Source organism: Mucilaginibacter sp. P25, assembly GCF_050859465.1.
GTDB classification, from domain to species: Bacteria; Bacteroidota; Bacteroidia; order Sphingobacteriales; family Sphingobacteriaceae; genus Mucilaginibacter; species Mucilaginibacter gossypii.
The window spans coordinates 3,247,303-3,271,023 of the sequence record NZ_CP193937.1 but is presented as its reverse complement, the minus strand read 5'-3'; the positions used below and the strand labels follow the sequence as shown (position 1 = coordinate 3,271,023).

Here is a 23,721-nt window from a genome sequence, read left to right as displayed (position 1 = left end):
GTTAACGGGGTACGGAATTCATGCGAGATATTGGTAAAAAAGAAAGTTTACGCTCGTTAAGCTCCTTATCTTTTTCGGCCGAAAGCTGGGCTACTTTAACCTCGTATTTAAGCCTGGTTTGGCGGTTTCTGTAAAGTATATAGTAATAAGTTACAACCCCTGCTGCTGCTATATAAATTAAATAAGCCCACCATGTTTTATACCAGGGCGGCAGGATCTTAACCTGTAAGGTGGCATAATTATCAAACCACAAGCCATCCTGGTTGGATGCTTTTACCCTGAACGTATATTCTCCGGGTTCAAGGTAGCGGTAAGTTGCAAGCCGCTGATCGCCAACATAGTTCCAGGTTTTATCAAGGCCATCCAGTTTATAAGCAAACCCGCCTTTATCCGGATAGGTATAATTTAATGAGGCATACTGGATAGAAAATACCGACTGATCGGGCTGTAATGTGATCTGCCTTGCCTGGTTAATGGCTTCGGGCAATACTGTACGGTCCTTGTCAAGCCCGCCAACTTCAACCTGCTTACCAAAAATTTGTAATCCGGTTATAATAACTTTTGGTTTATAGTCGCTTTGATTTACTTTTCCCGGGTCAAAAAAGTTAAGCCCTTCTGTTCCCCCAAAATACATCAATCCATTAGCAGAATCAAACAAAACAGACCCCGCGTTAAACTGCCCGGCCTGTAACCCGTCCGACTGATCATAATTTAAGATCTTGTTATTCCGTACATCAAGATTTGATAAGCCTTTATTGGTACTTAGCCATAATGAACCATCAGATGATTCCTTAATGGCCGATACTGTATTGTTAGCGAGACCATTAGTTTCATTAAACTTTTTAAAAACCCGGTTTTGAAGATCGTATGAAATTAGTCCATCGCCTTCAGTTCCTATCCATAACCTGTGTTGTTTGTCGGGATGGAGTGAAAATATCACCTGACCTGGTAAATTGCTTTTTTCATCGGCGGGTTTAAAATACCTGCTGAATTTCTTTTGCCCGGCGTTATAAAAATCAAGTCCCCCGCCATAAGTACCAACCCATAAATTACCTTTATCGTCTTCGGCAATTGATCTTACATCGTATGAAGTAAGGCCGCTATTGGCAGGTGTATAGTTGGTGAAAGTTTTTGTAACGGCATTAAACAGGCACAAGCCACCGCCATTGGTGCCAATCCATAAATTTTTATACTTGTCCTGGTAGATAACCCGTACGTCGTTACCCCCCAGGCTTTTGTTATTTGCCTGGCTGTGTACGTAGTTGACAAACGAATCCGTTTTCTTGTTATACTGCAAAAGCCCCTTTGCATAAGTACCAAACCATAAATTACCATCTTGATCGGTATAGCCGAATAAAATGGCATTATCGGTAATACTGCCGGGTTGCCCATCTGCTTTGTATTGTTTTATCAGGGTGCCGTTGTGGCTGGTTTTGTAAATCCCCTCGCCATCAGTGCCCAGCCATAAAAAGCCGTCGCTATCCTGGCATAGGCCATAAAACCTTACCAAGCTTTCGCCACTGGCCCCATAACGCTTTTTAGCAATCTTTGAAAATTTCTCCTTGATGCTGCTTACCATATAAATGCCATCGCCATAGGTACCTACCCAAACATTTTTATCCTTATCTATATAAAGCGTTTGAACAGAGCGCTGTGTAAGGTAATATCCGTCATCGCCGGTTACCGGCTGAAGAAAAAGTTATTAATGTTGTAGTTGGGACTTGTGCCAATGTTAACTTTAAACAAACCGCCATCCTGCAGGCCTACAAGCAATTGCTTATCACTATCCTCAATAACTGATATGTATCGTTTACTTTTAATACCCTGCTGACTGGTTTGCAGTAAGGTAAATTTATTTGATTGCCTGTTGTAGTAGCCGAGCCCGCCTCCGGTTGCTATCCACATGTTGTGAAAATGATCTTCAAAAATGTCATTGATCCGGGTACCCGGCAGGTTGGCTATTGGAGGGCCTATGCCCGCAAGGTTGGCTATTACACCATCCTTATGACTAAAAACATTGATGCTGCCTTCCTGTGTACCCACCCATACCAGGCCCCTTGAATCTTCGTACAAACAGAGCACCCTGTTACTTGACAACCGGGATAAATTGGCTTGGGTGTAATTAACAACCTTTGCCGATTTGGTATTGAAATAAGAAAAGCCCTGCCCATAAGATGTGATCCATAAATTACCATCATGGCTTTGAATGATATTACTGATATCGTTTTTGACGGCCCTGTTAGAGGTGAATTTATAATGGATAAACTTTTCTGTACGGCTATCAAATTTGCTGAGGCCGTTTCTTGACGATACCCAGATGCTGCCATGAACATCGCACAAAACCTTTTGTACATAGTTACTGGCCAGCGCAGTTGAATCGCCCAGGCGCGACTTAAAAATCTTAAAAGTTGTACCGTCAAAACGATTGAGGCCATCATTGGTGGCAAACCACATAAAACCCTTATCATCCTGTGTAATGCTATTTACAATACCAAAAGAAAGACCATTTTTTAAAGAATAATTGAGGATCTTATTTTTGATGGGCGACTGGGCATAGGCCGAGGAAATGATCAAACAAAGAACAATGCAGCAGAAGGATCTCTTTTTCATTAACACGTTGCAGGCTGTGAATTACACAAATAATTGGAAGATTAAAGCTACCTAATTAATTGTAAAGTAAACAATAATATTGCAAAATGTAAAATACCCGTTACAATAAGAAGTAATGGCTCACCCCTATCATATAGAAAAATTGTAAGGACAGCATTATTTACAGCAACGATTACTGCATATCGGCGATCTGTAATTGCTGATAATGATCCATTACCTCGTCGAAACATATGGCGAGCCACCTGGTATAATCGCCCGGGTTTTCTTTCAGGTCGATTGCCAGCCGGGCCATGGTTATGTATTTAAATGAGGAGACCTCGCCATGGTCAGGGATCGGCAAAGCATCGGTGATGCCAAAAAACACATGATCGTATTCATTTTCAACCAGATCGTCCTGGATAGCTGCACAGTAAACAAAAGAAAATACAAAGTTAAGTTCGGCGGCCATTCCCATCTCCTCCTGTAACCTGCGATGGGCTGCTGTAAATGTGGGTTCGCCGGGCCTTGGATGGCTGCAGCAGGTGTTTGTCCATTTACCACCCGAGTGATATTTGCCTTCGGCGCGTCGCTGTAACAGGAGCTCTCCTTTTTTATTAAAAATAAAAACTGAAAACGCACGGTGTAGCTTCCCCTGAAGATGCGCCTCCATTTTTTCCATAGTGCCAATTTCCTGATCATCGCGATCAACCAAAATCACGGTTTCTTCTATCTTCACTCGCTATAATTTGTTGTAATCTTCCTGATGAGACACGCAGATCTCCGGAATTTCTTGTTATTTTTTGTTAATCCTAAAAACAGGGCCAAAGCCATACCGCAAATTTCAGCTTTATTTTCAAAAAAAACGGATTTCCTTTTGGAGAAACCCGTTTTATTTTACGAAGTGACACTTGTTTAGTTTACATCAAACCAAAGCTTGGTAGTAAGCGCATCGGCTCCCTGTGCTGCTACTGCCGACTGGTAATTAGTTTTGTTCAGCGATTGCTCTGTTCCCGGATATATAAACCTTACCGGTATTTTACCATTAAGTGTACCTGCAACTGCCGGCTGTAATTGCGGATAATCAAGCCTGCGCCATTCGGTCCAGCCTTCTAATCCCTGGCCAAACAGCGCTAACCACTTTTGCTCGCCAATTGATTTTTTATAATTAGAGGCATCATATTGCACTGCCGGCTGCGCTATATAAGTAGCGATATCAGCCGAAGCAATACTGTACTGAGCCAACGCAGCAGCAACCGCCTGACTGTATAATGAAGCGGCATCTTCGGTAGCAAAACTGCGAGCGGCAGCCTCTGCCCTGTCAAACAAGCTCTCTGCATAGCTTAATATTACAGCAGGGGCATGTGGTGCACGAAAATAAGTGCCTGGTTTAGAAGTTTTGGTGAAGCCGTAATTGCTGGCATCGCCCACCAACAAACCGTTTGGCAAGCCAACATAGGTTTGAGGCGTTACATCTTGTGTTTTAGCGGCATATATTGATAAGCGGGGATCATTAAGTGCAAACAGCTTATCCACTATAGTTTTGCTGATACGGTAATCGTCACGGGTATCAAACAGGTTGCTTACCGGATTTTGGTTAGGCGAATCTAAATAAACCAACTGCGCGGTTTCGACATTCGAACTGATGTATGAACCGCCTTCGGTCTTAATATCATCTAATACTTGCTTAGCTTTTGCAGGTTCCCTATCTGCAATGCGCAAGGCGATGCGAAGCCTTAACGAGTTGGCAAACTTTTTCCATGAAGCAATATTGTTGCTATAGATCACATCTCCTGCTATAGCTTTGCCTGATGGATCAAGCGCCGTTTGAGCTGCTTTAAGGTCATCCAGCAAAGCAAAATAAACATCCTTTTGGGTGTCATAAGCCGGGGTAAGGTACTGATCAATATTGGTGGCCTGCCTGTAAGGAATACCCCCATAAGCCTCTGTTAATAAGCTAAATACCCATGAACGAAGTACCAGTGCAACGCCTTTATAATTGGTATTACCCTGGGCATCGGCAAGTTTGATGATCTGGTTAAGGTTTACAATGCTTTTTGAATAGCCCGTGCTCCACAGCTCCTCAAACGCACTACTGGCGTAAATATACCTGTCGGGGTCGGTGTATTGAATTTTAGACCAATACTGCGCAAAAAGCAGACTGGCATCCATGTTATTGGCTACACCCCAATAGGTATCTGCCGTTGCTTTGGTGGCTGCAGTTAATAAATAGTCGGGCTGTGCTGTTTGTGAGCCGTTAGGGTTTTGATTGATCTTTAACAGATCCTTTTTGCACGATGTTACCGATAATAAAACCGCGGCAGATAATATGCTGATATATTTAAGTTTCATGATGTTTTAAAATTTAAGGTTTACGTTGAAACCGATGTTACGCACGGTAGGCAGGGTAAGATCTTCGAGGCCCTGTCCGTTTCCTGCATTAAAGGCTGTTTCCGGATCAATATTCGGTGCGTTTTTATGGATGATCCACAAGTTACGGCCAACTACCGAAAATGTAGCTCCCTGGAAACCAATCTTATTCACCCATTTAGCAGGTAAAGAGTATCCCAGTTTTACTTCGCGAAGCTTGATGTATGAGGCATCGTAAACAAATGCTTCGTCAATATTGGTAAAGCCTTTGTAATATGATTGCGCAGGGATAATAGTGGTATTTGGCGAACCATCGGCCTTAACGCCTTTAAATATCATACCATCATTATAAACGGTTACACCCGCAGGGGCGGCACCGGTAACCTGCACAGCAGCAGCCGAAGTATTGTTGCCCGGGTAATAGTAACTTAAGCCTCCGTTAGCAGCGCCACGGCCCGGTAAGGTAGAAGCCAACACGCCGGTATAAGTACCTGTACGGTTGGTGTTTGAATAAATGGATCCGCCAAAACGTGCATCAACCAAAAAGCTCAGGTTAATCCCTTTGTAGGAGAAGCTGTTATTGATGCTTCCCAACCAATTTGGAGTGAATTTACCTAAATAACGTTTGGTGGTATTAAATACAGGTGTACCATTAGCGTCGATAATAATCTGACCTGAAGCATTACGTGTGTATGCGGTACCATACAAAGCACCATAAGGCTGACCAAGCGATGCTAAAACCTGCACTGTACGATCAGTGCCTAATACCACACTCTGTAAGCGGCCATCGGCATCAAGCGAAGCTACCTTACTACGGTTTAACGAGTAATTTGTAGTTATGTCCCAGGTAAATCCATTTGATTTAATTGGCGTAACACCTAACTGAACCTCGATACCTTTGTTATTAAGACGGCCACCGTTTATTACTTTTTGGCTGAAACCGGTTGATGAACTTACCTGTACGGTTAGGATCTGGTTAATACTGTTGGTGTTATAAGCACTTACATCTAAATGTACGCGATCATGGAAAAAGCCTAATTCAAAACCGGCCTCTGCCGATGTAGTGGTTTCAGGCTTAAGATGATCGTTCAGATCAATATTGGATATACTCTGTTGCGGATTTGAGCCAAAGAGATTTGAAGATGTATAAACGTTAATTAATTGAAATGGATCTGTCGCCTTACCTACTTTTGACCATCCACCTCTTAATTTAGCATAACTAAGTACATCGCTTTTAATGCCTAATGCTTCAGATAATATTAAACTGCCATTTACGGAGGGATAGAAATATGACAAGGCATCTGCCGGTAAACTTGACGACCAATCATTACGGGTTGTGAAGTTGATGAACGCGTAATTTCTGAAACCAAGCTGTGCCGAACCAAAATAGCTATAGGTTTTAAGTTTCCCATAGTAATTTGTAGAGACCAATGGATCGCGGGAGTTGCTCAGCGTGTACAAGCCGGCAACTGCAAGTTTCGGAGCCAACTGATCATTATTTTCGGTTGTCCTCACAGCTATGTTACCACCACCAAATACATCAAGCGAAAAATCGTTATTCAGCTTTTTAGTGTATTGCAACCTGGCTTCGGTGTTATTTTCGTTTACGCTGTAAGCATCCTCTTCGTATGAGCCAAACGGTGTTCCATTGGTGCCGTAGGCTACTTTAATCTTACGCCGGTCATTATAATAATCGGTACCGGTACGGAAGTTTGCTGATAGACCGTCAATGATTTTGTAATTCAGCTCGATACTACCTATCAGGTGATTTTTGTGTTGGCCTACTGTGTTTTCATAAGCCAGCCAGTATGGGTTGCTATAGTAACTATTATTCCAGTTAAAGGTATTACCATTGGCATCCTTGTAATTTTTAAGCCTGTTGATATCAACCTGGCGGCCAAACCAGGTAAACTGCAGCATGGTGCTGGTTGCACGTTTTCCATATGCACCAGGCAGGTTATCAGCATCATCTTTACTGTAATCAACAATTGTATTAACGGTTAATTTATTGTTGACACGATAGCTTGAGTTTAAAGCAAAAGAGTTACGGCCTTGTGAGGTATTGGGTACAATACCGGTTTGGTGCAGGTTATTATAGGATAACCTGAAATCGCTTTTATCGCTACTGCTCGCAATAGCAATGCCATTATTGAGTGTTACACCGGTTTTAAAAAATCTTTTATGTTGTCGGGGTGTGCCACGAAAGGTACGGCCTGCCCATTTGAATAAAACTGTGGAATCAGTGAACCATCCAAAGCAGGGCCCCAGCTTTCGTCAACACCATCGTTAACGCCGCCGCCTTTACCATCTACATAGCTGAATTTCCCATTTGAGCCTTGACCATATTGATTTTGATATTCGGGCAATACCTGTACGTTTGAAAAGCTGGTATTGGAGTTTATAGTAACACCTAATCCTTTTGCCCCTTTGCCTGTTTTAGTGCGGATGAGGATAACGCCCGCGGCTGCACGTGAACCATAAAGCGCAGCTGCATTCGGGCCTTTCAATACACTTACCGATTCAATGTCTTCAGAATTTAAATCCGAAATAGCATTAGCAAAATCCCTTGAGCCGTTATTCCCTAAAAACTGGCTGTTATCAACTATAACACCATCAACCACAAATAAAGGTTGGTTATTGCCCGAGATAGAAGTTTCGCCACGGATAACGATCCGCGATGAACCCATATCGCCCTGGCTGTTGGTAACCTGCACACCGGCAATTTTACCCGCCAGCGCGTTTACAAAGTTGGTTTCTTTAGCTTCAGAGATATCTTTCGATTTAAGCCCTTGTACCGCGTAACCCAGCGATTTTTTATCCTTTGAGATATTGAGGGCCGTTATCACTACCTCATTCAGCGAATTTGGTGCTTCAACCAAAACTACGTTTAAGGTAGTTGTACCTTGCGTAACGGCGATTTCCTGGGTTGTAAAGCCAATGTAGCTAACCCTGATCACATCATTAACATTGGCGTTGATGATAAACTTACCATCAACATTGGTTTGTGCGCCCGTGGTTTTACCTTTAACAGATACGCTAACGCCCGGCAACGGTAGGCCGTCCGACTTGGCGGTTACCACTCCGCTAATTTTAACGGATTGCCCCGCAACCGTCTGGACGAGAATAAAAGGCAATATAATTGCCAGTAATAGCTTGTAAATTTTTAACATGATAATTAATAATTGAGATTAATTTTTGATGCTTTTACCGGTACAAAAGACATGGCTATCGCCCTAGCGGGCATAATTTGCCCGGCTCATAAGCCTATCGTAACTGTAAAGATTTGATTAGGGGATGGTAATTATTAAGCTAAGACAAGCTGCAGCAAGTCCGCATTTAAATACCATGCGTACTGTAAAGAACTAACAGCAGCAACGCATATTTTGCATACCTGAATAGATAGATTTACAGGTTAGCTGACGTATCGAAACGAAAGCATTTTTGTGTAAGAGGGTAGTTTTTGTTTTCATAAAAACGGGTATTAAATAAGTGCGGATAGATTCTTTGTTTATTGATGACAGCAAACAGGGCTGCCTTCAGTATTTTATTAATTGATAGATGCTGTTTTATTGTTAACCAAAGCGTCGACAGCTTTTACCATGGATGCAAATTCCTGTTTATCATATAAACGGGTGAGGTAAACCATTTTCCCATCACGGTCGATAACTACATTACGCGTTACGCCGCTCTTTTTGTTGGCAAACCGCCCGAAGATATCAGCCCCCGGATCAAGTGCCAGCGGATAATTAATGTTCATAACCTGGTGAAAGCCTTGTACTTTTTCAAGCGGTTCGTCACGGTCAACACCTATCAAAACCAGGCCTTTATCTTTGTAAGCCTGCCAGATCTCCTTTTCCAGATGCGGCATTTCCTCGCGGCAAACGCTGCACCAGCTTGCAGTAAACTGCAGGACAACTACTTTACCACGTAATTGCTTTAATGACGTTTTAGTACCGTCGTTTAATACAAGTTCAAAATCTGCAGGGGCGATATCGCCTGTTTTTACGATATAACCACGATCAATATTAGGATTAGCAACATTTGTTGTTTGCGCAGCGGCAAACAATGTTGTTATAGAAAGCAGGCTGGTAATAAGTAAATATTTAATATTCATTGCTATACACATTAAAATTGTGATATCAACCAGTGAAATTTATTAGCAAGAAAACAGACGAGAGAAAAGAAAGTATGTACTGCCTGCACTATGCAAGGCAATAGCTTATTACATTATCTTTTCCACCCTATTTGGGCAGACAGGAATTAGCACCTTTATAACAATGGGCTTACAGGTTGCTAAGACATCACAGGGCCTTTCCCTCAGTCTTTCTTGATAATAAAATATTCAAAGAACCTATTTGATGCCGCAAATATATACATATTCTATTAAAACTATAGACTTTGTATAATTATTGCAATAAAATGAATTAAGTTATTCAAATTGTGCAGGCTTGCTTCCAGCAATTTGTTTACTGATTGGATTAGCTGAAACTTTTTGAAGATAAATTCCATAACAACAAAAGTCCCTAACGTTCGCTGCCGGGACTTTAACCTAAACTTATTTTGCAGATTATTAAACTACCTTATAATAAGGTAAAACAAGGCAATTAGGTTTTTAATTATTTAGCACTTTTATTCGCCTGTTAACTGGCAGTCCCGTTAAAAAGGGCTGCAAAGCTATTTTCGGTTGTTATTTTTTCAATCAAATTTTCCAGTGACCGGTAGATGCTCATATTCAAAAATGGGCCTGCGCTAATCCTTTTAATGCCCGCATTTTGCAACGCTTTAAAATCCGGAAGGCCGGGCATACACATTACGCTAACCGGGAGGCGCGATAAGGCCGTTATTTTTTCAATATCTGCTATTTGGGTAATGCACGGAAAAAACAAACCATGCACACCTGCACCCTGGTAAAGTTTAGTACGGGTCAAAGCGTCTTCCAGTGCGTTTGGTAAACCAAGCAGAAAGGAATCGGTCCTTACATTTATAAATACCTCTACCCCTGTGGCGCTTAACAATGAAGTTATCTGTTTAAGTTTTGTGGCAAAGCCTACGGCATCAACAATACCTCGCTGGCCATTCACCACTATCGAATCCTCTATATTGATACCCACAACACCGATATTATATAGTTTGGTGATGTTACTGCAGATAGCCTCCGGTGTTTCGCCATAACCACCTTCAAGGTCGACTGTTAGCATGGCTGATGTTGTTGCAGCCATGCGTTTAACAACAAAAAGATAATCCTCAAAACTCATCTCTTCGCCATCTGCAAAGCCTAATGAGCTGGCAACAGCCGCGCTTGATGTGCCGATTGCTTTAAAATTTAATTTATCATAAACCAGGGCGCTTTGTGCATTCCATACATTGCCAATTTGCAAAGGTTCGGTTTGATGATGCAAGGCTAAAAATTCATTGAATCTATTTTTCATGTTCTTGTTTTTATTTTATGCTCAAAATTAGCTTGAGCTTTTTTCTAAAAATTGTATAAAACGGAAGAGATTAGTGAAAGGTGAAAGGTGAAAGGTGAAAGGTGAAAGGTGAAAGGTGAAAGGTGAAAGGTGAAAGGTGAAAGGTGAAAGGTGAAAGGTGAAAGGTGAAACAAAAAATGGCCGGATAAATCCGGCCATTTTTTGTTTCAGATAGAGAAAATCAGGCTACGAGATTAGCCTCAGCTCCGAATGCATGATCGATGACAATTTTCCAGCTGCCGTCGGATTGTTGTTTCATTAACTCTATCCCTTTTGCGGCAATCTGTGTTTTGCCATTGTCGGTAATGCTCCACTCCGATCGGCCGACCGCTACATCGCCTGATTGCAGACAGTAAACTGTTTTGATTTCCATTACTCCGGGCACAGCGCAAATGCTTTTAACAGCCTCTTCAAACTGGGCCCTGCCTGATACTTCTTTTCCCGGTTCCGGAAAAATAATACCGTTGGCATCATACACATTCATAACTACATTTACATCTTTGGTGTTAAAAGCGGCCGCAAGTACTGCGTGCACTTCCTGTGGTGTTTTTGCTGATTTCATTTTGTTGTTTTTTTTATATCAGCAAAACTATGTGGCTCGAATAGCCCAAAATTGTATAAAACGGAAGAGTATTAACTGCCCGCTAACGCCTGATTTATAGGCGAAGCCTGAGCGGCAAAGGAATTGGGCGTAAAACCCGTAAAAAGCTTAAACTCTTTTATAAAATGAGCCTGATCAAAATAACCGGCGCTGTAGGCTACGTTGGTCAGCTTTTCTTCATTAGCGCTAACCAGGTTAAGGCTATGCTGAAAGCGGTTTATTTTATAAAATAATTTTGGCGGTAAACCCGTATACTGCGAAAAAAGGGTGTTCAAGTGCCGTGAGGAAATGTTATAACGACTGGAAATGGACAGGATATTATCGTCGCTGTAATTCTTTTTAAGACTGCTGACAATATCCCCGATAAATTTGATCTTCGAATGCTTTTTTCGGTTGCCGATAAACGGCTCCGCAAATAATCTTCAATCATGGCTACCTTAGCGTTCAGGTCGGCAGTTTCCAATAACCTCAAATAAAGCGTTCTTAATTTAGGGCCGAATACATGCGTGGCATCAACAATTTCATTATTAAATTCTGATACCTTTTCATCAAAGAAATAAGCAGCCGAATGCGGATAAAACCGGAAACCCAGCATAATATTTCGCCCTACAGATTGTATTGCCAAAGGTTTTGTGATCTGTCCCCAAAGTTCAACCGGAGGAGTGGTGAAAAATGTATCGTCTTTTTTTGATTTCCAGTTTCCGGCACCGAGGTTAAAAATCACCTCCATGGTACCGCTCGGAAACACGATATCATCATAGCTTCTGTCCGAATCTGATTCATACAGATAGAAGCACTTAATGTAAGGCTGTAGCCTTGGCTCCGGAAGCAGCTCTTTGAAAACCATGATTACAAATATAGGATACAACGAAGTTCCCAAATTGTAAAAAACGGAACATATTTTTAGTAGCTTAAAGCGGAAGGCATAAAGCTTAAAGGCAATATCTGTTTAACTAATTTGCATAGATTTTATATAAAACAAAAGCTGCCATGTGAACCTTCAACTCGTTCACATGGCAGCCATATTATCATTCAATAACCCGCGTTTACTTTTTCACATGTACAGGTTTAATGCCTTCATGTGTAGGCGTAACCTGTTTAATCAACCCTTTATCGTCAAATTCCATTTTATCAATACAAACCTCGCGGTTGTAGCCTGCGGCATCGCCCATGGTAATGCCTTTAGGATAATTGAACCGGTGATAAACAATATACCATTCATCTGTACCCGGGATCTGGATAACTGAGTTATGGCCGGTTCCGTAAACGCCTTTAGCAGCATTTTTGGCAATAACCGTATTTTGCTGAGGAATCTCGATTGGCCCCAATGGAGATTTAGAAGTGCCATAATGCACGCTATAATTAGGGCTCCTGGTATCATTTTCAGACCACATGAAGTAGTACGTACCGTTGCGGTAAAACACATAGGTGCCTTCGTTATAATGAGCGTAAGGTGTAAGGATTTTGGTGGTGCCTGGCTTTAACGAAATCATATCATCGTTTAACTCGGCTACAGCCATATAACCATTTCCCCAGTACAAATAGTTTTTGCCTGTTTGCGGATCGGCAAAAACATCAGCATCAATCTGCTGTCCGCCTTTAACACCTTCAGGCAATTGTGCCACCAAAGGCTTGCCCGAATCGGTAAATGGCCCCGTCGGATCATTTGCTGTTGCCACCCCTATTTTTTGTGCAGCTGCGAAATAGTAGAAGTATTTATACTCGTTTCCCACCTTTTTTCGATGATACAAGGGGCCCAGGCATTCTTTTTAGCCCAGCTCACGTCCTGCGGTAAATCAAGAATCTTACCCTCGTCTTTCCAGCTAACCATATCATCCGAAGAAAAGGCCTTAAAATACTTGCCCGACCAACCATCAAAGCCGTCGCTGGTAGGATAAATATAGAATTTGCCTGTTTTTTCGGCGTAGAGGATCTCCGGATCGGCATAGTATCCAGCAATAGCCGGGTTATGGGTTTCCTGGGCAGTAACCTCAAAAACCTGCGTTTTTTTACCTGCAATGGTTACCGAATATTTAACCGGGCCTTTGGTAAAATCCTGCGGCCTTATAGGGCTGATAGTAACGCCGGGGAACAAGGTAAACCGGGGATCAAATGATTTTAAATTAGTACCCGGTATTACAGGCAGGTGAACTTTATGGTTCGCCGTATCTAAAACGATATTGATGGTTTTAATCTGCTTGTTTAACGGCGCAAGTATGACATCTTCAGGCGTTTCCCATTTCGCAGTTAATGCCGCCCCTTCCTTTGAAGTTATTGGCATCACTGTACCATGGCGCGGATGAAAATTCATGGATACCTCATCGTCAATCAGTTTAAAGTTTTCGAGATCGGTTGTCCTGGTAAACTGGTATTTACCCTGGGTATACATATCATACATCAAAATATAACCGCTACCATCGTTTAATTTAAAAGTACCTGCCCCTTCTACCGGGTCTTTGGTTTGCTGTACGTATTTATCACGCAATACATAGCCAGAAGTTAGCTCATCTGATACCGCTATTTTTATACCTGCACCCGATCCTTCTGTTTTGAAAAACAGGTAATATTTATTGTTCTTGTAAACAATATCGCCGTCTATGCAGGCACCGCCATCCGGCTTAAAGAAAAGCTGCTTAGGCTCGGTTTCAAGACCTGTAAAATCTTTATTGGCATAAGCATAATAGATCTTATCGGCCTCTTCGCCAAAACGCATCGACCAGTAGATCATATATTGTTTTTTCTGTGGATCATAAATGGTTTGCGGTGCCCATACCCTGTTCACGCCTGCAAACTTTTCATAAAGTTTGGTGATATCAATGGTTTTCGAGCTCCATTGTACCAGGTCGGTTGATTTGAGCAATACCATAGAATAATCCGGCCCCCAGCCGTATTTTTCGGTATTCATATCGGTTGCAACCATGTAAAATGTTTTACCGTCGGCAGCTCGCATAATATGCGGATCCCGAACACCGCCGGTAGCACTGATATCCGCTGAATTTAAAACGGGGTGATTGTTATTCAGCGCACGGAAATGATACCCATCGTTACTCAAAGCAAAACGAATTTCTTCGCCGCCTTTACTGCCTGTAAAATAAGTAAACAGGTAGGCGCTGAATTTTTGATGCGGCTGCGCTATAACCGCCGTATAAAAGCTAACTAAAACGCCCAGTAAAACTATTTTTTTCATGTATAATTGATTTGTTATTTTCGAATATTCGGGACAATTATTTGTGCTTTTCCATACTTCTGCTGCTAATTCTGACAACCGTCAATGAATAGGCAGGTACAGTGAAAGCCCACTTTTTTTGCAATTTTATTACTGATGATTGAGGGACGATAGCTTGCGGATTGTCGGTAGAATTCTTCACCTCCGGATTGCCTGTAATAACAGTAAGCGTTGCCGATTTGGGTAGTTGACCAATTTTTGACAGGTCTGCCTCTCCCGAAACGGGAACACTACCGGCATTAGCAATTTTCAGGATCAGATCCCCAGTCGCAGAGTCGCGCACGGTTGAAACACCTGCCGTGGTATCCAATACAGTTTTTTCGCCTTTCATTTTTATTACACCCGGCAAATACTCATTGCCCGAATTAACGGCAAACTGCTGCTGAACATAGTAGTTTACCGTTGGGAAAACCTGAGTGCCATTAAAATATATCAGGTTCGGGTTCCATGATGCATGGCCTATCCTGGCAATAAGCGGTGCGTATGACGCCATCCTAACCACGTCTCCATTGCGTTCTAAACTGATCATGTACACGGCTTCTGATAAGGCATTAAACAAGGTATTGCCCCACGAAGCATATTCTCCAATATAAACTTTTGACCTGAGCCTGTTGTATGCATCATAACGCTGGGTATTTTTTAAAAACCATTGCGGCTTTTCATAATAATGCTCATCAACAATACCAACCGAAAGCTGATCGGCCAACTTCCAGCCTTTATCAAAATCTTCGCCCTTCGGACTTGGCCCAACCGTACCAATAATTTTAATTTCGGGATGGGCCTTGTGTACGGCATCATAGATCATCCTAAACCGTTCCTCAAATACGCCAGTGATTTTATCCTCATTGCCGATGCCGAGGTACTCCAGGTTAAAAGGCGCAGGATGACCTGCAGCGGCACGCTTTGCGCCCCAGGTAGAAGTGACCGGCCCATTAGCATATTCTATCAAATCAAGTACATCCTGTACATAAGCTTTCATTTCTTCCACCGGGATACCCTTTTGTCCGGTGCCTCCTATTTTCCAGGTTCCACCCGAATTTTGACAACTTACGCCTGCCGCAAGCACCGGCACCGGTTTTGCCCCGATATCCTCACAAAACTGGAAATATTCAAAATATCCCAAACCTACCGACTGATGATAGTTCCAGATGTTACGTTGCTCTACCCTTTGCTCAACCGGGCCGATGGTATTTTTCCAGCGATAAATGTTGGCGACGCCATCCCCATGAGTAAGGCAGCCGCCGGGGAAACGCATAAACTTTGGTTTTATATCGGCAATAACCTGCGCCAAATCGGCACGCAATCCATTGTTATGATTTTTAAAAGTTTCCTCCGGGCACAATGACACCATATCTATCCCGATTTTCCCTTTCGCTTTAAACAGCAATACCAGTTTAGCACTATCGTTATCAAAATTCACATGAATCTGTTCGGCGTATTTTTTCCAGCCTTTATCAGATGTTGTAAATGAGGAAGAACCTAATTCTTTACCCTTCCGATCAACAAGAGCTACTTTTACAGGTAAAGACTGATCTGAAATTGCATTTAAAAAAACTGAAAAATTATAGTTTTTACCCGCCTTTACAGGGATCCCATCAAACCCTGAATTTTCAAGTCCCACTCCTTTTTGCCCTTCATCCTGGATATCAAGTAAAATATAATGCGGATTATTGGGATGTACCGGGGTAGCTGTTTCTACTGAAATGGTACCATAGCCAAAACCGTCCGTTTGATATTTCCAGGCGGTCATTGAATTCCAGTCGCGGTTATCGGCCGGGCTGTACTCAAATGAGCGGTTCTGGATAAGCTCGGCATAAAGGCCTCCATCTGCCGCATAACTTAAATCCTCAAAAAAATCCCGAAAAGGTCTGGACTGATCTTTCTTGGCTTTGCGGCATCGCCTTTTTGCTGTGCAGAGGCTCCAAGCCAGGTAAATGCCAGTGTTGATAACAGCGCTGTGCAGGCTATCTTTTTCATCATAACAGGTTATAAGGTTAATTGAACTTTTGTACTCCTTTAGTGCTTACCTTTTTAATATTGCCATCGGCATCAAAATTTAAACTGTCAAGGCACAGCTGCCGCAATACAAATGATTCCTTTTGCGGAAAAATGCGGTGATATAAAATATAACGCTGTCCTTTTTCAACAAAAGTGGTATTGTGGCCCGGGCCAATCACGGTACTATCCGCAGAAGTATTCAATATAACCCGGTGCTCATCCTCCTGAAAAGGCCCAAGCGGGCTATTTCCTTTCGCATACCCTACCTGGTAGGTTGCATCAATGGCTTTACCCTCCGAAAACATGAGGTAATAGGTTTGATTGCGTTTAACCATATGTGCGCCTTCAAAAAAATGCGGCGTGGTGATATTTTTTGGCGCTCCGTCAAACGAAACCATATCGTCCTTTAGCTTTACGGCCATACAATGCCCGTTGATCCATTTATACCCCGATCCCCAATACAAATAAGCGCTGCCGTCACTATCAATAAAGCAATCCGGATCGATATTATGCACCTGCGGATAATCTGTAGATTTTACCATAGGCGTATTGTCGCTCTTTAAATTTTTCCAGGGGCCAAGCGGTGTATTGCTTACGCCTCCCCAAACCTCACCGCCTACAGCTACATACATGTAAAATTTGTTGTCCTTTCCTTTTACTACAGATGGCGCCCAAACCATTTCGTTGAGCGAGGTTGGAGTGGTGCAGGCTTGTTTGGTAGGCCAGTTGATATGATGCCTCGTAAACTTAATAAAATCGGTAGTCTCCAATACGGCCAGCTCTTTATCGCCCCAGGGATCAATTGTGGCATAAATAAAATAGCGGCCTTTATCTTTCACAATAGTTGGATCGGCGAAGTATCCCCCGGTTATTGGATTTGGGATCATTTGCTTTTGTGCACGCGAAGCTGCGCCAATCAAAACAAGTGTAAAAAGAAAAGTATGCGCTTGGTCATAATAAAGGTAAAAACAATTCAATATTAAGTGTTATTTTAACAATTAACGAATTAAATACGATTTTATCTCAATTATTTTTTTCCAATCGCCTTACGATTAAAAGTGATTCCGAGTAACTGGATAATTTGGTTAAAATATTTTTATGTAGAGACGCATAATTGCGTCTCCCAAAGGACGGGCCACCTTGTAACGGAGTAAATCGCCCTAACTTGCATGCGGGAGACGCAATTATGCGTCTCTACATTCAAAAAACTACTTTATATTTATATTTTCAGGAAGATCTTATTACGATATAAAAAGTACAACAAAGCAAGCTGTACAACCACAATGAATATTGCTGCCCATACCGGTTGCCAGCTTTGTGCGAGATGGCTAACAATTCCCCCGAAGAAAAAATTGGCTGTATGCTGAAAATCAACCATCCCTTCTGATGCCAGATAGATCAGGATAGAGTTTACACCAATAAGCACAAAAGGAAATGCCCATTTTTTGTATCCGGCAACATCAATCACCAGGTAAAATACCGACAGGAAAACCAGGCTCCACCCACCTACAAACATCACGAATGAACTTGTCCATAAGCGTTTATTGATAGGGAAAGCAAGATTCCAAAGCATCCCTAAGCCAATAAATAAAACACCGACTGCAAATAAACAAATACCTTTTTTCCACATCGGCCATTTGGCAGATTCCAACTTCAGGAACTGGCCTGTAAAAATCCCCAGTATGGCGGTACCAATAGCCGGAATGGTAGATAATATACCCTCAGGGTCATGCACTTTATCATGCAGACGACCGGGAAGTAATAAACGATCAATATAAGATTCCAGGCTGCCATTCATGGTTAAAACCCCTGCCCCGTAACCCGGAACCGGAATTAGCTCCATTGCTGCCCAATAGCCAAACAGCAAAATACCAAACCATAAAATTTGTCCACGGGTACCGAAATTCAGATAAATTACACCCGCAAAAAACCATGCAAGACCGATCCGCCCCAGTACACTCGCAAAGCGGGTATTCTCCAACCCGTTAAACTTAAACAAGCCGTTAACAACCACCCCTAAAAACAGCAGGATAATGGTACGCCTTATCATGGAACGATAAATTTCGCCTTTGGACGAAGAGGGTAACAGATATGGGTAAGCTACCCCATGTTTGGCAACTTTATTGCCCATTGAATAAGGCATGGAAACCCCGGCAATAAACAAAAACAATGGAAAGATCATATCATAAAAGGTGATCCCATTCCATTCGGTATGATGCAATTGCCCCGACATCCACACCAGGAGCGGCCAGCCGGTGGCTTTCGCAAGGGCGTGCACTACCCCTTCCCCACTCATGATCCAAAACATATCAAACCCACGAAGGGCGTCCAACGATAATAACCTTGCCGGCTTTACAATGGTAGTTGCAGATTTAGCTGTTGATGTATCCATTACTTAAGATCGTTACCCATGTTTGTCCTGTATTTTTCATAAAGCTGTTTGGCAACAACAGCGCTGCTTCCGGCAGGAACAACGGGATAAGTTTTGGACGAATTAACCCATTGCCATTCCCAGTTGCTTATTGATTTATTAAATAGTTTAAAGTCAGGTTCTTTACCCGTTTTTATTGATCCTTTCAACAGATCGAAAAATTTTTGCCAACGCATCTTATAAAAATCATTAAGCAATCCACTCCATTGCCTGCATGAATATTCATGCAGCGGACTATCGGCATCGCCCCAAAGTGTTATCAGGTTACGGGCATTTTTTTCATAAAGCGCTTTTTCGTTCGAGTTAGTTCCCCAGCTACGGGCATCGGCTATCCATGGGCCCAGCATAAAATCCTTGCGGGTAGCAAGCAGCCTGTCCATATCGGTTATCAGGTTAAGGTATTCAGCAGTATATTTATCAAAAGCCTTTTCATCCTTATCTTGATATGCCTTGATCCATTTTAACTGGATCGGCCTGCCGTAATTAGCCAATACTTGCCGCGTAACATCAACCAGGTCGTAGTTAAAACCGCTGCTTTGTTTGCATGCAGGTATAGCTGCTATCATTTTATCCCAGGCCGGTAGCAGGTCTTTACGATTGTAGTTTAAACGTGTGCGTGTCCATATCGCGGCCGAATCAAGCGTTGGCCTGCCGGTAATGATCGATTCGGCCCCGTCACGGATATCCTTGCCATTAAAAACGGTACCCCGTAGCGTTTGCCAGGCATCAAGCGCATCCTTGCTTTTTACACCATAACGATTAAATAAGTACTCCGGCAGCCATTGATCGAGATCAACGGGTTTGTTTTGCCAGGTATGTTGCGTCATTAACTCATAAAGCACAGGAGTTTGTTCAATGGCTTCCATAGTTAAACCAATGCCCACCATTTTTCCCGATTTAGGGTCGTTAAGAGCCTGCGCGGGTTGGATTGCGACGGCCTCTATCCTGCCAAACAAGCTATTGTTACCGCCATAGTTATGCAGCATATTCCAGATCCAGGGTTTGCCGTAAAATGCTTCGGTGCGCTTCCATATCGGTTCATAATCGGTATTGAGGTCAAGCACTATCATATGATCATCGGGCACGGCATTCAGCAATGCCTTGATCTGCTCATTTTGCCAGAACTTGCGGTCGCTGAAAAATAACCAGCCCTGCATCACCCAAACAGCTTTTGGATCCGCCCCTTTCATGCCGTCATAAACCCTTGCGCTTAGTTCCGAAAGGAATTTAGGATCGTTTGATGGAGGCTCATTCTCATTAAAAGTATCGGCAGAGTATAAATGATCTGTGCCATAAACCTTGGTTTGTTCCTGTATAAATTTTTTACCGATCTCCGCAAATAGCGGGTCTTCCGAATCAAGGATATATGTATCGGCAAAGCCGTTGTTCCAGTTGGTTTGCTTTAGCTTAGCATTCGGGAAATGTTTTTTAAACGATGCCGGCACGTGACCTGTAAATGCCGGAAGTACTGGTTTTATCCCCAGTTCGCGTTCGCGCTGCAATATTTTGATCTGCAAATCCCGGTGACTGGTTATCCAGCTTGCGGGCAGCGGGCCGTCCCATTTATCTATATTGCCCATATAAAACCAGCCAAAATATGCGGGGCCGGTAAAAAAGTCCTGCATATCTTTATTGTTAAAGCCCACGCCTTTATAAACTTTATCCCATACGTATTCCTGCCCGGTTATGGCCAGCGGCATATTGATGCCGTGCAAGGCCATCCAGTCAATTTCCTTTTCCCACCGTTTCCAGTCCCACCAGCTCATACTGTAGCTATAGGTACAATAGTTAAGATAGTACCGGTATTGGTAAGGTGTAGTTTTATGAACCCTTTGAGCTGGTATAGGTAACTTTACGGGAAGGTTCAAATTTGTACCATTCCAGGTGATTTGGCAATGTGCATATTCGGTGAGATAATAGTATAAGGCCGACGCCACTGCGATACCATTATTGCCCCTGAGTACAATTTTGCCTTTAGCACCTTCTACTTCAAAAACATCTTTGGCTTCATTTTCAGAAAGCGGTTGAACAACAAAATTTTGTGCATAACCGGGCACCACCCGTTTAATTAAAGCATAAGAAGCCGGCACTTGCAATTGTGCCTGAGCGCTGATCACCCCACCACATATGCCACACAGCAGCATACAAATGAAAACCTTTGTTTTATATATCATTTACTTTAGATATTTTTATGATTATTGAGTTTTAGGCACATCGCCCGATAAATTTTGAAATCATTATCGCACACTTTCACGTCCCCTTAGGGTCTCTCGCAGAGGACCCTGAGGTTCAGCCGCGTTCTATACTTCTTCGAGAGCATTCAGAACGGCGAATTTGCCCGGTGTATACATCAGGGTCCTCTGCGAGAGACCCTGATGGCACGTTATTATCGCACGCTTACATGATGTGCAGAAACTTAAGGCAATAAAAACAAAAAAAGCCATATTTCATTAAAAATAAATCAAAAAGGAAAAACAGCTTTAAAACTGATATTTCGCCCGATATTATAAATACCCAGGTGCCTGTTCGGCGACGACTGGTAATATTCAAAATACTTTAAACGGTTAAGGTTGGATTGATAGGCTTTATCAAACAAATTATCCACCTGTAAAAAAAGCTCGCAAACAGGCTTGTTCGATTTATTTTTGATAGTAGTGCCTGCTCCGATATTAAAGAGGGCGTAACAGGGCGTAGCTGTCTCCGTGTTATCCAAAGCATAAAAGCGATTTTGGGTAGTATAAGCATCCATCTCGGCCTTAAAGTAAATCTTAGAAAAAGCACCATACGCTTTCTGAAAACTCGCCTTAAATTCCGACCGGATATGCAGTGGCGGGATAAATGGCAGATATTTAGCTGCGCCGTTAGATTCATCAATAAGCTGTTTATTGCCGTTGATTCCCGTTACATAAGCCAGGCTGTTGTTAAAAGCCAGCCATTTAACATTTTGGGGATGCACATTTAGCGTAAACTCGGCCCCATACAACCTGGCGCTGCTTTGCTGGTATTGGTAGGTACTATTACCCGGCACAATCACTACAGGGTTGCCATTGGCATCGGTTAGCTTGGCCTGGTAAATGTAATTATTGATGTGATTATTAAACAGCTCGGCAATTAGGTCAACATCTTTCAGGTAGGCGATGAAGCCCAAGTCCTCCTGCAAACTAAATTCGGGATTGAAGCTACGGTTGCCTAAATATACGATATGTGCACCTGGGTCGAGCCCGTTCGAGCCTATTTCAGTGATATTTGGCGCACGATACCCCCGGGCAATATTAGTCTTAAACAATAAGCGTTCGCTAATATTATAAGTTATCCCCAAACTCCCTGAAACACCCTGGTAAACATGCTTAAAAGCCGGAAACTGTAAATGCGCACCTGCCGTATCCGGCAATTTCACATGCTGCTCAAACCCGTTTTTGGAGTTTGGCCCCACATAAAAATCATTCCAGCGGATGTGCCTGTTATCATACCTCAAGCCGCCCGAAATATCAACTTTTCCGATTTTTTTTGCGAAGAAAAAGTCCCCGCATCAAACAGGTTATAATCCGGGATGGGGAAGTCAGTTGCCGTTTTACTGCGATTAGTTTGGTACATGCCGTTTACACCAAGGGTGCTTTCAATACCTGCAATAGTTGGCAAATTGTATTTCAGATCATAATTAAGTGTATTAAGCACTACGTACAATCCCGGCTGATCTACCTGTGTGGGATGATTATATTCTCTGCGGACGCTTTGCTGCAGCCCGAACGAAGCATTGATACTGCTTCCTTCGCCCAACTTAAATTCATTATGCGAGTAAATTCGATAATGCTGAATGCGCTGATGTAGTGGCGTTATGCTGTATGATCTTAACTCATCGTTACTAACAATTGGCCGGTTCCTGATATTGTCTGTACTACTTTCGGCTATTTGTTTGGTAAACTGCCTCGTAAGCGAATCCCTGCTACCGTCAGGAATTTCCTGCCGATTATCATAAACTGTAGCGGCAATTTGCGAGTACCCCCAGTTTTTATCAACCCTCGCCATGCCCGATAGATTAAACTCGCGGAAACCTGTATTATATACATAACCATCAACGCTGTTATGATAATCATGTGCGGCTTTTGCGGTAGCCCGAAAGGCGTACCGCCAGTCGTTCTTCTTATAAGATAAACCCAATGAGGTACCGATCATTCCATTGTTGGTATGGTAATCGGCAGTATAGTCACCTTTCAAAACATTGTTTTCGCCAGCCGGCAGATAAGGGATTATGTTGATCACTCCCGCCAGTGCATCCGAGCCATAGGTTAAACTTGCCGGTCCTTTCACTACTTCTGCGCGACCAATACCGTACTGGTCTATCTCAATACCGTGTTCATCGCCCCATTGCTGTCCTTCCTGTCGCACACCATCATACAAAGTTAAAACTCGATTGTAGCCCAATCCCCTGATAAATGGCTTGGAGATATTAGGTCCGGTAGTAACCGCGTTAACCCCCGGCACCCCTTTTACTATAGCATCAATAATGTTGTTATTTACATTCTGATCCATCTCTTTCCGGGTCATTACCGCGATAGGTATGGGATTACTTCTTAATTCTGTTTTCCGGGATACTCCAGTCACAGTTACTTCATTCAATTTAGAACTGCTTTCCTGGAGATTACCATTCAATACGGTAGCTTCCTCCGGTTTTACGCTTACATTGTAACGCCCGGTTACATACCCGACATTAGAAAACACAACCGTGTATGTACCTGCCGGAACGTTTTTCAAATGGTAATAACCCTTATCATTTGTTGTACCCCCAATAGAAGTTCCGAAAAGGGCAACGGTAGCAAAAGAAAGCGGTTCGCTACCCGCGGTTAGCCTCCCCATGAGGGAACCATGCTGGGCAAAAACCGCTACCGGCATTAACAAAAGAGACAGTAAAAACAATATCTTCATTCGCTTTGACATATCGTAAACAATATACAAAACAAATAAAAAAATTAGTCTTACCTAATTTTTATATTAAAGCGAATAAAATAACTTCATTTATCAGCCCGATAATAACCAAACTGTA

The 23,721-nt window shown here is 42.6% G+C and carries 20 protein-coding genes, 1 pseudogene and 1 riboswitch; all 21 genes and pseudogenes read right to left on the bottom strand.

All coding sequences use genetic code 11. The annotated features are described in order from the left end of the window. Position 1 precedes the first annotated feature (1 nt). The 21 genes and pseudogenes from ACRQ5D_RS16615 to ACRQ5D_RS16515 all read right to left on the bottom strand — a co-directional run bounded on the left by ACRQ5D_RS16615 (position 2) and on the right by ACRQ5D_RS16515 (position 23,603). Positions 2–1,579, bottom strand: a complete 1,578-nt coding sequence (locus tag ACRQ5D_RS16615; RefSeq protein WP_432329605.1) for a ligand-binding sensor domain-containing protein — start codon at positions 1,577–1,579, stop codon at positions 2–4. An 18-nt stretch (positions 1,580–1,597) separates the two neighbouring features. Further along, positions 1,598–1,654: pseudogene (locus ACRQ5D_RS16610) on the bottom strand (two-component regulator propeller domain-containing protein); the annotation flags it as partial. 26 nt (positions 1,655–1,680) lie between these two features. Next, positions 1,681–2,610, bottom strand: coding sequence for a ligand-binding sensor domain-containing protein (locus ACRQ5D_RS16605; RefSeq protein ID WP_432329603.1), 930 nt, complete (start codon positions 2,608–2,610; stop codon positions 1,681–1,683). Positions 2,611–2,782: 172 nt separating this feature from the next. Further along, on the bottom strand, positions 2,783–3,325 hold the full coding sequence (idi, locus tag ACRQ5D_RS16600; protein WP_256337339.1) for an isopentenyl-diphosphate Delta-isomerase: 543 nt from the start codon (positions 3,323–3,325) through the stop codon (positions 2,783–2,785). A 176-nt stretch (positions 3,326–3,501) separates the two neighbouring features. After that, a complete protein-coding gene (locus ACRQ5D_RS16595) occupies positions 3,502–4,938 on the bottom strand; it encodes a SusD/RagB family nutrient-binding outer membrane lipoprotein (protein ID WP_091162981.1) in 1,437 nt (478 codons plus the stop codon). 6 nt (positions 4,939–4,944) lie between these two features. Then, positions 4,945–6,876, bottom strand: coding sequence for a TonB-dependent receptor domain-containing protein (locus ACRQ5D_RS16590; RefSeq protein ID WP_432329601.1), 1,932 nt, complete (start codon positions 6,874–6,876; stop codon positions 4,945–4,947). Positions 6,877–7,112: 236 nt separating this feature from the next. Further along, complete coding sequence (locus tag ACRQ5D_RS16585; RefSeq protein ID WP_432329600.1) at positions 7,113–8,126, bottom strand: TonB-dependent receptor plug domain-containing protein; 1,014 nt, start codon at positions 8,124–8,126, stop codon at positions 7,113–7,115. Positions 8,127–8,503: 377 nt separating this feature from the next. Then, positions 8,504–9,070, bottom strand: a complete 567-nt coding sequence (locus ACRQ5D_RS16580) for a TlpA family protein disulfide reductase (RefSeq protein ID WP_091162979.1) — start codon at positions 9,068–9,070, stop codon at positions 8,504–8,506. A 110-nt stretch (positions 9,071–9,180) separates the two neighbouring features. Beyond that, positions 9,181–9,293: riboswitch (SAM riboswitch) on the bottom strand. A 303-nt stretch (positions 9,294–9,596) separates the two neighbouring features. Next, on the bottom strand, positions 9,597–10,385 hold the full coding sequence (locus ACRQ5D_RS16575; RefSeq protein WP_091162978.1) for an isocitrate lyase/PEP mutase family protein: 789 nt from the start codon (positions 10,383–10,385) through the stop codon (positions 9,597–9,599). A gap of 220 nt (positions 10,386–10,605) precedes the next feature. Further along, on the bottom strand, positions 10,606–10,986 hold the full coding sequence (locus tag ACRQ5D_RS16570; protein ID WP_091162977.1) for a YybH family protein: 381 nt from the start codon (positions 10,984–10,986) through the stop codon (positions 10,606–10,608). 71 nt (positions 10,987–11,057) lie between these two features. After that, a complete protein-coding gene (locus ACRQ5D_RS16565; RefSeq protein ID WP_432329597.1) occupies positions 11,058–11,300 on the bottom strand; it encodes a helix-turn-helix domain-containing protein in 243 nt (80 codons plus the stop codon). After that, positions 11,297–11,872, bottom strand: a complete 576-nt coding sequence (locus tag ACRQ5D_RS16560; RefSeq protein WP_432329595.1) for a DUF6597 domain-containing transcriptional factor — start codon at positions 11,870–11,872, stop codon at positions 11,297–11,299. Before ACRQ5D_RS16560 ends, ACRQ5D_RS16565 begins: the two co-directional genes overlap by 4 nt. 199 nt (positions 11,873–12,071) lie before the next feature. Beyond that, a complete protein-coding gene (locus tag ACRQ5D_RS16555) occupies positions 12,072–12,758 on the bottom strand; it encodes a family 43 glycosylhydrolase (protein ID WP_432329593.1) in 687 nt (228 codons plus the stop codon). Further along, complete coding sequence (locus tag ACRQ5D_RS16550) at positions 12,707–14,212, bottom strand: family 43 glycosylhydrolase (protein WP_431200023.1); 1,506 nt, start codon at positions 14,210–14,212, stop codon at positions 12,707–12,709. The genes ACRQ5D_RS16555 and ACRQ5D_RS16550 overlap by 52 nt, the downstream gene beginning before the upstream one ends. A 37-nt stretch (positions 14,213–14,249) precedes the next feature. Beyond that, a complete protein-coding gene (locus ACRQ5D_RS16545; protein ID WP_432329590.1) occupies positions 14,250–16,001 on the bottom strand; it encodes an alpha-L-arabinofuranosidase C-terminal domain-containing protein in 1,752 nt (583 codons plus the stop codon). 89 nt (positions 16,002–16,090) lie between these two features. Beyond that, positions 16,091–16,231: a hypothetical protein gene (locus tag ACRQ5D_RS16540; RefSeq protein WP_431200021.1), complete on the bottom strand. Its 141-nt coding sequence runs from the start codon at positions 16,229–16,231 to the stop codon at positions 16,091–16,093. Between the two features lie 14 nt (positions 16,232–16,245). Continuing rightward, on the bottom strand, positions 16,246–17,136 hold the full coding sequence (locus ACRQ5D_RS16535; protein WP_432329588.1) for a family 43 glycosylhydrolase: 891 nt from the start codon (positions 17,134–17,136) through the stop codon (positions 16,246–16,248). Positions 17,137–17,468: 332 nt separating this feature from the next. Continuing rightward, positions 17,469–18,641 carry an acyltransferase family protein gene (locus ACRQ5D_RS16530; protein WP_432329586.1) on the bottom strand — a complete coding sequence of 391 codons (1,173 nt, stop codon included), beginning with the start codon at positions 18,639–18,641 and terminating at the stop codon, positions 17,469–17,471. Next, on the bottom strand, positions 18,641–20,854 hold the full coding sequence (locus ACRQ5D_RS16525) for an alpha-N-acetylglucosaminidase (RefSeq protein ID WP_432329583.1): 2,214 nt from the start codon (positions 20,852–20,854) through the stop codon (positions 18,641–18,643). Before ACRQ5D_RS16525 ends, ACRQ5D_RS16530 begins: the two co-directional genes overlap by 1 nt. A 287-nt stretch (positions 20,855–21,141) precedes the next feature. Continuing rightward, entirely contained in the window at positions 21,142–22,155 is a 1,014-nt protein-coding gene (locus tag ACRQ5D_RS16520; protein ID WP_432329580.1) for a TonB-dependent receptor domain-containing protein, read from the bottom strand. Further along, complete coding sequence (locus ACRQ5D_RS16515) at positions 22,152–23,603, bottom strand: TonB-dependent receptor (protein WP_432329578.1); 1,452 nt, start codon at positions 23,601–23,603, stop codon at positions 22,152–22,154. Before ACRQ5D_RS16515 ends, ACRQ5D_RS16520 begins: the two co-directional genes overlap by 4 nt. Positions 23,604–23,721: the final 118 nt, after the last annotated feature.

Bases quoted from the DNA above. Each gene is read 5' to 3' on its own strand.
- ACRQ5D_RS16595 (WP_091162981.1), bottom strand. From the start codon at position 4,938: ATGAAACTTAAATATATCAGCATATTATCTGCCGCGGTTTTATTATCG.
- ACRQ5D_RS16530 (WP_432329586.1), bottom strand. From the start codon at position 18,641: ATGGATACATCAACAGCTAAATCTGCAACTACCATTGTAAAGCCGGCA.
- ACRQ5D_RS16570 (WP_091162977.1), bottom strand. From the start codon at position 10,986: ATGAAATCAGCAAAAACACCACAGGAAGTGCACGCAGTACTTGCGGCC.
- ACRQ5D_RS16525 (WP_432329583.1), bottom strand. From the start codon at position 20,854: ATGATATATAAAACAAAGGTTTTCATTTGTATGCTGCTGTGTGGCATA.
- ACRQ5D_RS16535 (WP_432329588.1), bottom strand. From the start codon at position 17,136: ATGATCCCAAATCCAATAACCGGGGGATACTTCGCCGATCCAACTATT.
- ACRQ5D_RS16540 (WP_431200021.1), bottom strand. From the start codon at position 16,231: ATGATGAAAAAGATAGCCTGCACAGCGCTGTTATCAACACTGGCATTT.
- ACRQ5D_RS16545 (WP_432329590.1), bottom strand. From the start codon at position 16,001: ATGACCGCCTGGAAATATCAAACGGACGGTTTTGGCTATGGTACCATT.
- ACRQ5D_RS16580 (WP_091162979.1), bottom strand. From the start codon at position 9,070: ATGAATATTAAATATTTACTTATTACCAGCCTGCTTTCTATAACAACA.
- ACRQ5D_RS16605 (WP_432329603.1), bottom strand. From the start codon at position 2,610: ATGAAAAAGAGATCCTTCTGCTGCATTGTTCTTTGTTTGATCATTTCC.
- ACRQ5D_RS16615 (WP_432329605.1), bottom strand. From the start codon at position 1,579: ATGGTAAGCAGCATCAAGGAGAAATTTTCAAAGATTGCTAAAAAGCGT.
- ACRQ5D_RS16550 (WP_431200023.1), bottom strand. From the start codon at position 14,212: ATGAAAAAAATAGTTTTACTGGGCGTTTTAGTTAGCTTTTATACGGCG.
- ACRQ5D_RS16560 (WP_432329595.1), bottom strand. From the start codon at position 11,872: ATGGTTTTCAAAGAGCTGCTTCCGGAGCCAAGGCTACAGCCTTACATT.
- ACRQ5D_RS16590 (WP_432329601.1), bottom strand. From the start codon at position 6,876: ATGCTGCAGTTTACCTGGTTTGGCCGCCAGGTTGATATCAACAGGCTT.
- ACRQ5D_RS16515 (WP_432329578.1), bottom strand. From the start codon at position 23,603: ATGAAGATATTGTTTTTACTGTCTCTTTTGTTAATGCCGGTAGCGGTT.
- ACRQ5D_RS16585 (WP_432329600.1), bottom strand. From the start codon at position 8,126: ATGTTAAAAATTTACAAGCTATTACTGGCAATTATATTGCCTTTTATT.
- ACRQ5D_RS16575 (WP_091162978.1), bottom strand. From the start codon at position 10,385: ATGAAAAATAGATTCAATGAATTTTTAGCCTTGCATCATCAAACCGAA.